This window comes from Pantoea sp. Ft-CA_14, assembly GCF_024520875.1.
Taxonomy (GTDB): domain Bacteria; phylum Pseudomonadota; class Gammaproteobacteria; order Enterobacterales; family Enterobacteriaceae; genus Pantoea; species Pantoea agglomerans.
This window is the reverse complement of sequence record NZ_JALNPM010000003.1, coordinates 217,671-231,348: the sequence shown is the minus strand read 5'-3', so window position 1 is coordinate 231,348 and position 13,678 is coordinate 217,671. Positions and strand designations below refer to the sequence as shown.

16 protein-coding genes are annotated in these 13,678 nt (G+C 57.5%); 14 read left to right on the top strand and 2 right to left on the bottom strand.

All coding sequences use genetic code 11. The annotated features are described in order from the left end of the window. The first annotated feature begins 2 nt into the window (after nucleotides 1-2). Both NR195_RS06945 and NR195_RS06940 read left to right on the top strand, forming a co-directional pair. On the top strand, nucleotides 3-1,496 hold the full coding sequence (locus tag NR195_RS06945) for a glycoside hydrolase family 32 protein (protein ID WP_187491509.1): 1,494 nt from the start codon (nucleotides 3-5) through the stop codon (nucleotides 1,494-1,496). A 12-nt stretch (nucleotides 1,497-1,508) separates the two neighbouring features. Then, on the top strand, nucleotides 1,509-2,522 hold the full coding sequence (locus tag NR195_RS06940) for an OmpG porin family protein (RefSeq protein WP_201499528.1): 1,014 nt from the start codon (nucleotides 1,509-1,511) through the stop codon (nucleotides 2,520-2,522). A gap of 89 nt (nucleotides 2,523-2,611) precedes the next feature. Here the strand turns inward: NR195_RS06940 and NR195_RS06935 are convergent, their stop codons facing one another. Both NR195_RS06935 and NR195_RS06930 read right to left on the bottom strand, forming a co-directional pair. Further along, on the bottom strand, nucleotides 2,612-3,145 hold the full coding sequence (locus NR195_RS06935; protein WP_201499527.1) for an AAA family ATPase: 534 nt from the start codon (nucleotides 3,143-3,145) through the stop codon (nucleotides 2,612-2,614). A gap of 140 nt (nucleotides 3,146-3,285) precedes the next feature. Further along, entirely contained in the window at nucleotides 3,286-3,915 is a 630-nt protein-coding gene (locus NR195_RS06930) for a Vat family streptogramin A O-acetyltransferase (RefSeq protein WP_029519617.1), read from the bottom strand. Between the two features lie 225 nt (nucleotides 3,916-4,140). Here NR195_RS06930 and phnF point away from each other — a divergent pair, with 225 nt between their 5' ends. From phnF to phnD, 12 genes are all read left to right on the top strand, one after another. Further along, nucleotides 4,141-4,854 carry a phosphonate metabolism transcriptional regulator PhnF gene (gene phnF / locus NR195_RS06925; protein WP_010247805.1) on the top strand — a complete coding sequence of 238 codons (714 nt, stop codon included), beginning with the start codon at nucleotides 4,141-4,143 and terminating at the stop codon, nucleotides 4,852-4,854. Further along, nucleotides 4,854-5,300 carry a phosphonate C-P lyase system protein PhnG gene (phnG, locus tag NR195_RS06920; protein WP_010247802.1) on the top strand — a complete coding sequence of 149 codons (447 nt, stop codon included), beginning with the start codon at nucleotides 4,854-4,856 and terminating at the stop codon, nucleotides 5,298-5,300. The genes phnF and phnG overlap by 1 nt, the downstream gene beginning before the upstream one ends. Further along, nucleotides 5,300-5,875 carry a phosphonate C-P lyase system protein PhnH gene (phnH, locus tag NR195_RS06915; protein ID WP_010247799.1) on the top strand — a complete coding sequence of 192 codons (576 nt, stop codon included), beginning with the start codon at nucleotides 5,300-5,302 and terminating at the stop codon, nucleotides 5,873-5,875. Before phnG ends, phnH begins: the two co-directional genes overlap by 1 nt. After that, nucleotides 5,875-6,951 carry a carbon-phosphorus lyase complex subunit PhnI gene (locus NR195_RS06910; protein WP_256844328.1) on the top strand — a complete coding sequence of 359 codons (1,077 nt, stop codon included), beginning with the start codon at nucleotides 5,875-5,877 and terminating at the stop codon, nucleotides 6,949-6,951. The genes phnH and NR195_RS06910 overlap by 1 nt, the downstream gene beginning before the upstream one ends. Beyond that, nucleotides 6,944-7,792, top strand: a complete 849-nt coding sequence (locus NR195_RS06905; RefSeq protein WP_010247794.1) for an alpha-D-ribose 1-methylphosphonate 5-phosphate C-P-lyase PhnJ — start codon at nucleotides 6,944-6,946, stop codon at nucleotides 7,790-7,792. Before NR195_RS06910 ends, NR195_RS06905 begins: the two co-directional genes overlap by 8 nt. After that, nucleotides 7,782-8,543 carry a phosphonate C-P lyase system protein PhnK gene (gene phnK, locus NR195_RS06900; RefSeq protein WP_033767653.1) on the top strand — a complete coding sequence of 254 codons (762 nt, stop codon included), beginning with the start codon at nucleotides 7,782-7,784 and terminating at the stop codon, nucleotides 8,541-8,543. Before NR195_RS06905 ends, phnK begins: the two co-directional genes overlap by 11 nt. Beyond that, nucleotides 8,544-9,257 carry a phosphonate C-P lyase system protein PhnL gene (gene phnL, locus NR195_RS06895; protein WP_022624938.1) on the top strand — a complete coding sequence of 238 codons (714 nt, stop codon included), beginning with the start codon at nucleotides 8,544-8,546 and terminating at the stop codon, nucleotides 9,255-9,257. Beyond that, nucleotides 9,254-10,390 (top strand): alpha-D-ribose 1-methylphosphonate 5-triphosphate diphosphatase, encoded by a 1,137-nt coding sequence (gene phnM / locus NR195_RS06890; protein ID WP_010247783.1) that lies wholly within the window; start codon nucleotides 9,254-9,256, stop codon nucleotides 10,388-10,390. The genes phnL and phnM overlap by 4 nt, the downstream gene beginning before the upstream one ends. Further along, nucleotides 10,390-10,926, top strand: a complete 537-nt coding sequence (gene phnN / locus NR195_RS06885) for a ribose 1,5-bisphosphokinase (RefSeq protein WP_033788396.1) — start codon at nucleotides 10,390-10,392, stop codon at nucleotides 10,924-10,926. Before phnM ends, phnN begins: the two co-directional genes overlap by 1 nt. 65 nt (nucleotides 10,927-10,991) lie before the next feature. Continuing rightward, a complete protein-coding gene (gene phnP, locus NR195_RS06880; protein WP_187511827.1) occupies nucleotides 10,992-11,762 on the top strand; it encodes a phosphonate metabolism protein PhnP in 771 nt (256 codons plus the stop codon). A 78-nt stretch (nucleotides 11,763-11,840) separates the two neighbouring features. Next, the gene (phnC, locus tag NR195_RS06875) at nucleotides 11,841-12,671 is read left to right on the top strand and encodes a phosphonate ABC transporter ATP-binding protein (protein ID WP_010247776.1); all 831 of its coding nucleotides are present in this window, start codon (nucleotides 11,841-11,843) and stop codon (nucleotides 12,669-12,671) included. A 26-nt stretch (nucleotides 12,672-12,697) separates the two neighbouring features. After that, nucleotides 12,698-13,624: a phosphonate ABC transporter substrate-binding protein gene (gene phnD / locus NR195_RS06870; protein ID WP_010247773.1), complete on the top strand. Its 927-nt coding sequence runs from the start codon at nucleotides 12,698-12,700 to the stop codon at nucleotides 13,622-13,624. The last annotated feature ends 54 nt before the right edge of the window (nucleotides 13,625-13,678 follow it).

Here is a 13,678-nt window from a genome sequence, read left to right as displayed (position 1 = left end):
GCATGAAAAAATTAATATTAGCGGCATCTGTCGCTCTGCTTGCGCTTTCGCTCGGCAATAACCCTGCCTGGTCGCAGCCTTCGAAAGAGACATTACAGAATAAAAGTATCACCCATATTAATGGCTTTTTTCCGCGGGTTGAAGGGTCTTTCGTGGGCGACCCCATGCCCGTTTTTAACGATGGCAAATTTGATATCTATTATCTTAATGATGTCCGCGGCGGCAGCGATCTGGGGGTACATGCCATTCATCTCTTGTCGAGTGCGAACTTGTATGATTATCAGAACCATTCGGAAGTGATCCCCTACATTAACGACGTTGACAATCCTGAACTGCTATTAGGAACCGGTTCGATTATTAAAGTCGGCGATACCTGGCATGCCTGGTACACCGCACACAATGAAAATGTCTTCCCTGTTGAGTCGATTATGCATGCGACCAGTAAGGATCGCCTTCACTGGGTGAAACACCCGCAGGACACCATTTTACCTGGCGGCAACTATCGGGGTAATGACTTCCGGGATCCGCATGCCGTTTGGGTCGAGGAAAAGAAAGAATACTGGATGTTAATTACCACACGCAGTAAAGGTCGTGGGGTTATTGCCCGGTACAGTTCAACGGATTTAAAGCACTGGGAAGATCGCGGCGTATTTTTTGATAACGACACCATCACCAGCAATGCCAACCTCGAATGTCCGACACTGGTTTACTTCAACGGACGCTGGTATCTCAGCTTTAGCGATCAATGGCCATTACGCCTTACACAATACCGGGTTGCTGATAATCCGGATGGGCCATGGCGAAAACTGGACAATTATGTGGTCGACGGCTCGGGTTTTTACGCGGGTAAACTGGTACTCAAAAACGATCGGCTGTTTGTTTTCGGCTGGATCCCGACGAAAGCCGGGAACAGTGACAACGGTAATATTGACTGGGCAGGAAATCTGGTTGCTCATGAGCTCACCGCAGATGACCAGGGTCAGCTCAACAGCATCCCCCCCCACGAACTTCAGAAGGTTATCAGTGACAACCCTGGTCCGGTGACCTACTTGACGAGCACTAAAACGCTTAAAACGGCAACGTCGTTCGGCCCCTTACAGTCTGCTCTGTATCCACCCCTGCCCAAACGGGGTGAGTTAAGCGCAACCATAGATGTTCCCTCTGCCGGCATGGTTATGAGCTTTGGCCTGGCTGGCGACAGAGTCAGTGATGCGACGCTTAACGTTGTATTCAATAAGAGCAAGGGAAAAGTCTATTTTTTCAATGCGCCGCTCGCGTCGATTCACCAGGTTAACGCGGAATCCTGGGTGAATGTTCCGATCGGGGACAAAGTTGAGTTACGCGTTCTGATTCAAGACTCTATGGCTGTTTTTTATATAAACAATAAAGCGGCATTCAGTACCCGGATGTATTCCATGCAGGAGAGGCCATGGAGTATTAGCCTGCCTCAAAACGACAGTTTTCACGCGACGTTGAAAATAAAAGAAATGCTTTAACGGGATATTATTATGAAAAACTATCATGCCCTGTCTGTTATTTTTGCTCTTCTTTTTCCCGTACTGGCGAATGCGAGCATGAGCATCATAAAAGATTCGTCGGGAAAGGTTGTTGCTGTGGATCCGTGGTCATATCTGGATGAAGATGTCATGTGGACCTCAGCTCGCTCCTCCAATCCCACCGGTGGCCGCGTTCATGGCCAACTGAAAATGAAATATGCCATTGAGGATAATAACTGGCGTAACAGCCATTTCCACAACGGGAATGATTCGCTGACGTTTGTGCAAGGTGTGATGCGGCACGATACGTTACCCGGTTGGTATCTGGCTTTCTCTGAAGGCAGAACAACTAATTATAACGGGACGTGGGAAAATCAGTCTTACCTCAGTCAGAATCAATGGACTCAGTTGATTATCGGCCATGAATACTTTTACAAACGTCTGCGCTATGGCTGGGATGTAATGGGCGGAAGTGCGTCAATCGAGGACCGCTGGCAAGGACGTGTAAAGTTATTTACCGATCTGCGCCTTACGGACAACTTCTCATTCTTTAACTACTTGTACCAGCAAATTGATCACCGCCGCAGTGGTGGGTCACAAAATGATCGTGACGTCCGTTCATTTCAGATTGAGCCTGGCGTGCAGTATATTATTAATAATACCACCGGAGTCTGGGCCCGCCAGCAATTCGCGTCTGCAATTTTAGACCGGGCACAATGGGGGGATATCGACGAAAAAAGCTGGACCACGTCAGTCGGCGTCTGGCGTAACTGGGGGAAGTTATCCACAACGCTCAGCGGCGGGTATGGGCATTATAAGAAAAACAATGCACAGCCTGAAGATGGCGAGGTATTCCAGAATACCCGAAATCGCTTCATGAAGGTGTCGGCCAATTATCCATTGACCCATCGCTTCACCGTGTCCGGAGAAGTGACGGGCTCGTTGATAAAACAGAGCGGAAGCTGGGTTAAGAACGGCGATGCTATTACCACTGAATATAAGTTGATGCTAGATTATAATTTTTAATAATTACGTCCGGATAATACAGGGTACATAAATAAGCTTTGCACTATTTAAAAACCTGACCTTCCCGCAGGTCAGGTTTAAAAAATAATTTAATTATTATTGAGGTCGTGTCGTGAATATCTGCCCACACTGGTCGCTTTAAGGATTTTATCAACACACTCAGCAGGCGATAATACAGCCGTATCCAGCTTCAGATGTTCTCTGCTCCACGGTTCATAAACACGATCCACAACGGCTTGCCAGTCAGGCACTTTTAAACCAGGAATATCAGAAATTCTGTTCTCTACACGGGCACGATGCTGTTCTGGATCCGAACAGAGGATTTCTATCTCCAGAAAGGGAACACCTGATGACAGTGCGATATCACGAAAACTATCGCGCACCAGGTTAAGGTCATTCACCGAGTCAGTGATAACAGTTGACCCCAGCCTGAGATTGTCTCGCGCAAGCTCATAAAGGATGAAGTAGCCTTCAGGACCAATATCCCTGAAAGCTGCTGAACTATTACGCAGAGCCTGTTCAACCGTGTCGACGCGTAAATATACCGCTTTTAATTTTTCAGATAACATTTTAGCGATAGTGCTTTTTCCGCTACCCGGAAGGCCACTAAAGATGTAGAGCATAACGACTCCTGTTTAAACCCACACTCCGGCGGTAAATCAAACACATTGATACATCAGTCTGCGCGAAATTATGCGAACTCGTTTCGGATGACCGCCACCCTTTGCCAGCAGCGGGCAGTGTTTATTCCACTTCTGCCCGGCTATTCATCTGGCAGTGCTTCAAGGTCTGCGGAGATAATTGCCGGTAGGTTTTGAGTAATCTTTTCTACCGGCCAGTCCCACCAGGCCAGCTTCTCTAGTCGGGATATGGTTTCATCAGTAAAACGCTGCCTGATCACTCTGGCCGGGTTGCCACCCACAATCGAATAGGCCGGGACATCCGACGTCACAACAGAACGTGACGAGATTATTGCGCCGTTGCCGATTTTAACGCCTGGCATAATCAGCGCCTGATAACCCATCCATACATCATTACCAATCACCGTATCGCCTTTATAGGGCAGATCGCCGGCCTGAGGCTGGGCTGTTTCCCATCCATTTCCGAAAATGTAAAACGGAAAAGTGGAGAAACCTGCCATGTTATGGTTTGCCCCGTTCATGATGAACTGAACGCCCCTGGCTATCGCGCAGAATTTACCCATGATCAGTTTGTCACCAATAAAGGGGAAGTGATAAAGGACATTGCGCTCGAAGTTTTCTGAGTCTTCAGGATCATCATAATAAGTAAAATCCCCGATTATGATGTTGGGGTTTTTCACCGTATTTTTGATAAAACAAACCTGTGGGAAGCCTTCCATTGGATGGGGATTAGCGGGATCCGGTCCGTACATACTCTCTCCTAAGCGCAACGTTAGTTCGTTCCAGTGTACACCAGGCAGCCAGTCGTTCTATGCGAACAGGCTCAATGCCTGCTTGCTGTAAATCCCTGACTACCACATTCACCTCTCCTTCACCCCCGCGTCACGGTTCTGTCATCTGATCCCCTCAAGCTAACACCATCCCGCAGCGTCTTTTCACTGCGTTCCCACTCTGTAACCCGTGAGGATTTCATCGTGATGGAGTTATCCAGACATCCGACCACTGTCTATCAGGCTGTTGCCGCACAACTGGAGCAGGCGCTGAAAGAGCGCTACCGCTGCGGCGACTATCTTCCTTCCGAGCAACAGCTGGCCGATCACTATGAGGTGAATCGCCACACGCTGCGTCGGGCGGTGGATGAGCTGGTGCACAAAGGGCTGCTGCAGCGCCGTCACGGCGTCGGCATCCTGGTTTTGATGCGCCCTTATGACTATCCGCTGCATGCCCAGGCGCGATTCAGCCAGAACCTGCTTGAGCAGGGCAGTCATCCCACCAGCGAACGGCTGCTGGCGGTGCTGCGTCCGGCCAGCAACGACGTTGCCAATGCGCTGGGCGTGAAAGAGGGCGACAACGTCATTCATCTGCGCACCCTGCGACGCGCCAACGGCGTGCCGCTCTGCCTGATCAACCATTTCCTCGCCGACCTCAGCTGGTGGCCACAGCTTCAGCAATTTAACAGCGGGTCGCTACACGACTTCTTAGTGGAGCACACCGGCAAGCAACTGGTACGCACCCAGACCCGCATCAGCACCCGCCGGGCGCAGGCCAAAGAGTGTCGGCAGCTCGACATCGCGCTGCATTCGCCGCTGCTCTGCGTGCGGACCCTGAACAAAACCAGTGATGGCGCGGTGGCGGAATACTCCGTCAGCCTGACGCGCGGCGACATGATTGAACTGACTCTGGAGCACTAATGGAACAGCAAACGGATCGCCAGCGCTGGCTGTCGGTGCTGGCGCACAGCAGCGCCGCGTTGCTTGAGACGCACTGGCAGGCGCTTAACCTCCAGCCCGCCTTTACCCTGATCCGTCCGGCAGAGATCGGGCTGACACGGTTGCAGGCGCGGATGGGGGCCACCGGCAAACGCTTTGTGATGGGCGATGCCACGGTGACGCGCGCGGTGGTGCAGCTCAGCGACGGCACTCTGGGTTACAGCTACCTGTTAGGGCGCGACAAAGCCCATGCCGAACGCTGTGCCCTGCTGGATGCGCTTTTACAGCAGCCGGAAACCCGGCAACTGCTGGAAGAGAAGATTATTACCCCGCTGGCGGCGTGGCGCGATGAGCAGCGACAGCTGCGCGCCCGCGAGATCGCCAGCAGCAAAGTGGATTTCTTTACGCTGGTTCGCGGAGATAACTGATGACTTTACTGGCAAGTTTTAACCATCCGGTGGCGGATGCGCAGCGCGCGTTTCGCCGCATTCTGAAAGCGATGAGCGAACCGGGCGTGATGGTCTCGCTGCCGCTGCAGCAGGGCTGGGGCGCACTGTCACCGGCGGCCACGGCGCTGCTGCTGACGCTGGTCGATCAGGAAAGCCCGGTCTGGCTGGATGCGGAAATCGACAACGAACAGCTGCGCAACAATCTGCGCTTCCATACCGGTGCGCCGATCACCACGCAGCAGGATGCGCCTTTTGCCCTGAGCCATGCGGCGGCGCAGCCCGACCCGACGCAGTTCGCGGCCGGTGACAACATGTCACCAGAAAAAAGCACCACGCTGATTATCGAAGTGCCGTCGCTGAATGGCGGCCTGACGCTGCGCCTCTCCGGCCCTGGCCTGCGGGAAACCCGCGCCATCGCGCCACAGCTGCCCGAAAGCGTGCTGGAATATCTGCGCACTCGTCCGCATCCGTTTCCACAGGGCGTGGACCTGATCTTCACCTGTGGCGAAGCGATCATGGCCGTGCCGCGCACCACCGTTGTGGAGGTGTGCTGATGTATGTCGCGGTGAAAGGGGGCGAAAAAGCCATTTCAAATGCCCACCAGTTGCAGGCCGATCTGCGGCGCGGCGATCGGGCGGTAGCCGAACTCGGCTGCGATCAGGTGGCGCAGCAGCTGGGACTGGCGGTGGATCGGGTGATGACCGAAGGCGGGATTTACGATTCTGAGCTGGCGGCGCTGGCGATTAAGCAGGCCAGCGGCGATCTGGTGGAGGCGATCTTTCTGTTGCGCGCCTATCGCACCACGCTGCCACGCCTGGCGGAGAGCACGCCACTGGCGACCGGTGCGATGCGCATCGAACGCCGCATCTCGGCGGTCTATAAAGATCTGCCGGGCGGCCAGGTGCTGGGACCAACTTACGACTACAGCCACCGTCTGCTCGACTTCACCCTGCTGGCCAATGGCGAAACGCCCGCCGCGCCGCGTGACGATCGTTCGGTGCCTGACCAGTGCCCGCACATGTTCAGCATGATGAGCGATGAAGGGCTGGCCGCCGCCGAGATGGATGACGGCAGCGAGCCTGTCGATATCACCCGCGAGCCGATGAGTTTTCCCGCCTCACGCGCCGCGCGCCTGCAACAGCTGGTGCGTGGCGACGAAGGCTTTCTGCTGGCGCTGGGTTATTCGACCCAGCGCGGCTATGGCCGCACCCATCCGTTTGCCGGCGAGATCCGCACCGGCACTCTCAGCGTCAGTATCTGTCCCGAAGAGCTGGGTTTTGAGCTGGAGATCGGTGAGCTGCTACTGACGGAGTGTGAAATGGTCAACGGCGTTGCCCACAGCGACGACACGGCGCCGCACTTTACCCGGGGTTATGGGCTGGTGTTTGGCCGCGCCGAACGCAAAGCGATGGCGATGGCGCTGGTGGACCGGGCGCTGCAAAGCCGCGAACAGCATGAGCGTGTTACCAGCCCGGCGCAGGACGAAGAGTTTGTGCTGTCGCACGCCGATAACGTGGAAGCCGCAGGCTTTGTCTCGCATCTCAAGCTGCCGCACTACGTCGATTTCCAGGCGGAACTGGAACTGCTGAAACAGCTGCAGCACGATTATCAGGAGCGCAACCATGGCTGAACTCACCGGCTATAACAACGGCTATCTCGACGAGCAGACCAAACGCACCATCCGCCGCGCCATCCTGAAAGCGGTGGCGATCCCCGGCTATCAGGTGCCGTTCGCCGGACGTGAGATGCCGATGCCCTACGGCTGGGGCACCGGCGGCATCCAGATCACCGCCAGCGTGATTGGCGATCAGGATGTGCTGAAGGTGATCGATCAGGGCGCAGATGACACCACCAATGCGGTGTCGATCCGCCAGTTCTTTAAGCGGGTCAGCAATGCTGCCACCACCGAGCGCACCGCCGATGCCACCCTGATCCAGACCCGTCACCGCATCCCGGAAACGCCGCTGGAAGAGGATCAGATCCTGATTTTCCAGGTGCCGATCCCGGAGCCGCTGCGCTTTATCGAGCCGCGCGAAACCGAAACCCGCACCATGCATGCGCTGGAGGAGTACGGCATCATGCAGGTGAAGCTGTATGAAGATATTGCCCGCTACGGCCACATCGCGACGACTTACGCCTATCCGGTCCGGGTCAACGATCGCTACGTGATGGATCCTTCGCCCATTCCCAAATTCGACAACCCGAAGATGCACATGATGCCCGCGCTGCAGCTGTTTGGTGCCGGGCGTGAAAAGCGCATCTACGCCTTACCGCCTTACACCCGTGTGGAAAGCCTGGACTTCGACGATCATCCGTTCACCGTGCAGCAGTGGGATGAACCCTGCGCGCTGTGCGGCTCGCGCCACAGCTATCTCGATGAGGTGGTAATGGACGATCAGGGAACGCGGATGTTTGTCTGCTCCGACACCGACTTTTGCCATCAGCAGCAGGAACAGCAACATGCACAGTGAACAGCCGCTGCTTGCGGTGAACCAGCTCACCCACCTTTATGCGCCGGGCAAAGGGTTTGAGCAGGTCAGTTTTGATCTCTATCCCGGTGAAGTGCTGGGCATTGTCGGCGAGTCCGGCTCCGGTAAAACCACGCTGCTGCAGAGCCTGTCGGCGCGTCTGACGCCGCAGCAGGGCAGCATCCTCTATCAGAATCGCGACCTCTATCAGATGAGTGAAAGCGATCGCCGTCGCCTGCTGCGCACCGAATGGGGCGTGGTGCATCAGCATCCCATGGACGGGCTGCGTTCGCAGGTCAGCGCGGGCGGCAACATCGGCGAACGGCTGATGGCGACCGGACAGCGCCACTATGGCGATATCCGCGCCGAGGCGAGCCGCTGGCTGCAGGCGGTGGAGATTGACGCCGGTCGCATCGACGATTTGCCCACCACCTTTTCCGGCGGCATGCAGCAGCGTCTGCAGATCGCCCGGAACCTGGTGACGCAGCCGCAGTTGATGTTTATGGATGAGCCGACCGGCGGGCTGGATGTGTCGGTGCAGGCGCGACTGCTGGATCTGCTGCGGACGCTGGTGCGCGAACTGAATCTGGCGGTGGTGATTGTCACCCACGATCTCGGCGTGGCGCGACTGCTGGCGCATCGCCTGCTGGTGATGAAGCAGGGGCGGGTGGTGGAGAGCGGTCTGACTGACCGCGTGCTGGACGATCCTCATCATCCTTACACTCAACTGCTGGTCTCTTCGGTGCTCAATTAAATGACAACTATCACTCCGCGCCTGCGGGTCGAGAATTTGTGTAAAACCTTTGTGCTGCATAACCAGAACGGCGCGGCGCTGCCGGTGCTGCACAACGCCAGCCTGACGGCAGGCGAGGGCGAATGCGTGGTGTTGCACGGTCACTCCGGCAGCGGTAAATCCACACTGCTGCGCGCGCTTTACGGCAACTATCAGCCCGACAGCGGCCACATCCGGGTCGCGCATCAGGGCGAGTGGATCGACATGGCGCAGGCATCGGCGCGCCAGATTATCGCCCTGCGCCGCGACACGCTGGGCTGGGTCAGCCAGTTTCTGCGGGTGATCCCGCGCGTGCCGACGCTGGAGATTGTGATGCAGCCGCTGCTGGAGCGCGGCGTCGAGCGCGCCTTCTGTGAGGCGCGTGCCGCCGAACTGCTGACCCGGCTCAACGTGCCGCAGCGTCTCTGGTCGCTGGCCCCATCCACTTTCTCTGGCGGAGAGCAGCAGCGCGTGAATATCGCTCGCGGCTTTATCGCCGACTATCCGGTGCTGCTGCTGGATGAACCCACCGCCTCGCTCGACAGTGTAAACAGCGAGGCGGTAGTGAGCTTAATTGAACAGGCGCGCGCCCGTGGTGCCGCCATCGTCGGTATTTTTCACGATCGGGCGGTGCGCGAGCGGGTAGCGGACCGGCTGCACCTGATGCACCCAATCGAGACAGGAGCGCAGGCATGATCATCAATAACGTCAGACTGGTGCTGGAAAACGAAGTGGTAACCGGATCGCTGGAGTTTCGCGACGAGCGCATCAGCAGCTTCAGCGAAACCACCAGCCAGCAGCCGGGCGCGCTGGACGGTGAGGGCGCATGGCTGATGCCGGGTCTGGTGGAGCTGCACACCGATAACCTCGACAAGTTTTTCACGCCGCGTCCGAAAGTGGACTGGCCGGCACACTCGGCGATGAGCAGCCACGATGCGCTGATGGTTTCCAGCGGCATTACCACGGTGCTGGATGCGATTGGTGTCGGGGATGTGCGCGACGGCGGGCACCGGCTGGATAACCTCAGCAAGATGATCGACGCCATCCGCGACAGCAACCGCAAAGGTCTGAACCGGGCCGAGCATCTGCTGCATCTGCGCTGTGAACTGCCGCATCCCACCACTGCGCCGCTGTTTGAAGCGCTGATGGGCACGCCAGAGCTGGCGCTGGTGTCGCTGATGGACCATTCGCCGGGCCAGCGCCAGTATGCGTCGCTGACGAAGTATCGCGAATATTATCAGGGCAAATATCAGCTCAACGACGCGGAGATGGATCAGTTCGAGCATGACCAGCTCACCCTGGCAGCAGAATGGTCACAGCCTAATCGTCAGGCGATTGCCGGACTCTGCCGGGAACATGGCATCGCCATTGCCAGCCACGATGATGCCACCGCGGCGCACGTTGAAGAGTCTCACGCCGCGGGCAGCCGCATTGCGGAGTTTCCGACCACGCTGGAGGCGGCACGCGCCTCGCGTTATCGCAATATGCAGGTGCTGATGGGCGCGCCAAACATCGTGCGCGGCGGCTCGCACTCCGGCAACGTCGCCGCCTGGGAGCTGGCGTCACACGGCCTGCTGAATATTCTCTCCTCCGATTACTATCCGGCGAGCCTGCTGGATGCAGCGTTCCGGCTGGCAGATGATGAGCGCAACAGCCTCGGCATGGCGCAGGCGATCGCGCTGGTCACCTGTAACCCGGCGCGCGCCTTAGGGCTCGAAGATCGCGGGGTAATCGCCGAAGGCTGCCGCGCCGATCTGGTGCTGGCGCATACCGCACACGGCTACCCGCACGTGCGGCATGTCTGGAGCAAAGGCCGGCAGGTGTACTGATGGCGCGGCTGATCTGGCTCACCGGTCCTTCGGGCTCGGGTAAAGACAGCTTGCTGGATGCGCTGCGGGCGGCACCTCCGCCACGGCTGCTGATCGCCCATCGCTACATTACCCGCGCCGCCGATGCGGGCGGCGAAAACCATGTGGCACTGACCGAGGCGGAGTTTGCCCGTCGCGCAGCACTCGGTCTGTTCGCGGTGAGCTGGCAGGCGCACGGTTTCAGCTATGGCATTGGCTGTGAGACGGAACAGTGGCTGTTGCGCGGGCAGAATGTGGTGGTGAACGGTTCGCGGCTGCATCTGGCGCAGGCGCAGGCCCGTTTCGGCACGCTGCTGCTGCCGGTCTGTCTGCAGGTCACACCCGCCGTGCTGGCAGCGCGGCTGCGCCAGCGCGGACGGGAAGATGAGGCGGAGATCGCCCGGCGGCTGGCGCGCGCCGCACAGCCGCAGCCCGATGGCTGCCTTATCCTCAACAACGACGGCGCGCTGGCGGATACCGTGTGCCTGCTGCGTCAGATACTGGAGGCGCATCAATGAAACTCTCTTATCCTGGCACCGGCGGTGACAGTCCGGCATCGACATCCGCTACCGAAGGCGCATCAATGAAACTCACTTTTCTGGGTACTGGCGGGGTCACTGCCGCACCGCTGCCGGGCTGCGACTGTCGCGCCTGTCAGCGTGCGCAGCTCAACAGCGGCTATGCGCGTGCGCCCTGCAGCGCGCTGATTGAGTTTGGTCGCGAGCGCATCCTGCTGGATGCCGGTCTGCCGCTGCTGGCGTTGTGCTTCCCGCCTGGCACGCTGACGCGCATTCTGCTGACTCACTACCACATGGATCATGTGCAGGGGCTTTTTGCACTGCGCTGGGGAGTGGGCGCGCCGATTCCGGTCTGGGGTCCACCCGATCCGCGAGGCTGTGACGATCTCTATAAACATCCAGGCCTGCTCGATTTCCGTCCCGCCTTAACGCCGTTTGTAGCACACGCCTTTGGTGAACTGCAGGTTACGCCGCTGCCGTTGCAGCACTCGAAGCTGACGCATGGCTATCTGTTCGACTGGCACGGCACCCGGCTCGCCTGGCTGTGTGATACCTGCGGATTGCCACCCGACACCGCTGACTTCCTGCGCGGTCAGCCGCTGGACCAGCTGGTGATTGACTGCAACGATCCGCCGCAAGCAGAACCGCGTAACCATAATGATGTGACCCAGGCGCTGGCGATAGCAGAGATGCTCCAGCCGCGTCAGACCTGGCTCACCCATCTCAGTCATGAGATGGATAACTGGTTAGCTGAGAACCCGTTACCGGACGGCGTGCTGGCTGCCCGTGACGGCCAGACATTGCTGTGCGGCGCGCACTGGCCTGTCACGGTTTGATCATCTGACTGTCATCTCGTGTTCATCGCGTCACGCCTTAATAACCCGCAGAACGCAATCAGCGATGACGGAGAAACCATGGCACAGGCACTTCTGAAAACGGTGGTCGACAACGACCTGCCACCGGCCAGCCTCAGCGGACAAAAAGTGTTGTCGGTGCAGAAACTGAGCAAAGCCTACGGCGACACTCAGGTGCTGGATCAGGTCAGTTTCGACCTGCACGCCGGTGAGCTGGTGGCGGTGATTGGCCGCTCTGGCGCAGGTAAATCAACCCTGCTGCACATGCTCAACGGCACGATTGAAGCGACTTCCGGCGCGATTATCAGTCTGCATCATGGCGAAGCGGATCGTAACGTGGTTACGCTCAACAGCCGCCAGCTGCGCGAATGGCGCAGCCAGTGCGGCATGATCTTTCAGGATTTCTGTCTGGTGCCACGCCTCGACGTGCTGACCAACGTGCTGCTGGGCCGTCTGAGCCAGACCGGTACGCTGAAATCCTTCTTTAAAATCTTCTCCGACAATGACCGGGCGCACGCCATCGAACTGCTGCAGTGGATGAACATGCTGCCGCAGGCGCTGCAGCGGGCGGAAAACCTCTCTGGCGGGCAGATGCAGCGTGTGGCGATCTGCCGTGCCCTGATGCAGAACCCCAAAATCCTGCTGGCCGATGAGCCGGTGGCGTCACTCGATCCCAAAAATACCAAGCGCATCATGGATGTGCTGCGTCAGGTCAGCGAGCAGGGCATCAGCGTGATGGTTAACCTGCACTCGATTGAGCTGGTGAAAAGCTACTGCACCCGGGTGATTGGCATTCAGCGCGGCGTGGTGCTGTTTGACGGCCATCCTTCAGGACTGACCGACAGCCTGCTGCACCAGCTGTACGGCGATGAACTTAACCAAATCCATTAACTTCCACAGCAAGAGAACAACCCCGAATGAAACTGACTTCTTTAGCACTCCTGACCAGTGTAATGGCGTTTGGTGTCAGCGCAGCGGATGCGCCGAAACAGCTTAATCTGGGGATTCTGGGCGGTCAGAACGCCACCCAGCAGATTGGCGATAATCAGTGTGTGAAGACCTTCTTTGATAAAGAGCTGGGTGTGGATACCCAGATGCGCAACGCCTCCGACTACTCTGGCGTGATTCAGGGTCTGCTGGGTGGCAAGATTGATATGGTGCTGAGCATGTCGCCAGCCTCGTTTGCGTCGGTCTACATTCAGGACCCGAAAGCGGTGGATGTGGTTGGCATTGTGGTGGATGACAAAGATCAGTCACGCGGCTACCACTCGGTGGTGATCGTCAAAGCGGACAGCCCCTACAAAAAACTGGAAGACCTGAAAGGGAAATCTTTCGGTATGGCCGATCCCGACTCGACGTCCGGCTTCCTGATGCCGAACCAGGCGTTTAAGAAAATGTTCGGCGGCTCAGTGGATGACAAATATAACAACACCTTCTCCAGCGTCACCTTCTCCGGCGGCCATGAGCAGGACATTCTGGGCGTGCTGAACAACCAGTTTGATGGCGCAGTGACCTGGACCTCACTGGTCGGTGACTACAACAGCGGCTATACCTCTGGCGCGTTTGGCCGTCTGATCCGCATGGACCATCCTGATCTGATGAAGCAGATCCGCATTATCTGGCAGTCACCGCTGATCCCCAACGGTCCGGTGCTGGTCAGCAACAAGCTGCCCGCTGACTTTAAAGCGAAAGTGGTGTCGGCGATTAAAAAGCTGGATAAGGAAGATCACGCCTGCTTCGTGAAAGCGGTGGGCGGCGAGCAGCACATCGGTCAGGCGACGGTTGCCGATTATCAGAACATCATCGATATGAAGCGCGACCTGATGAAAGGCAGCCGCGGCTAAATCCAGCTACTTCTTATCTTCTCCGCTCAGGCGGGGAAAGCGGGACGCAGCAAA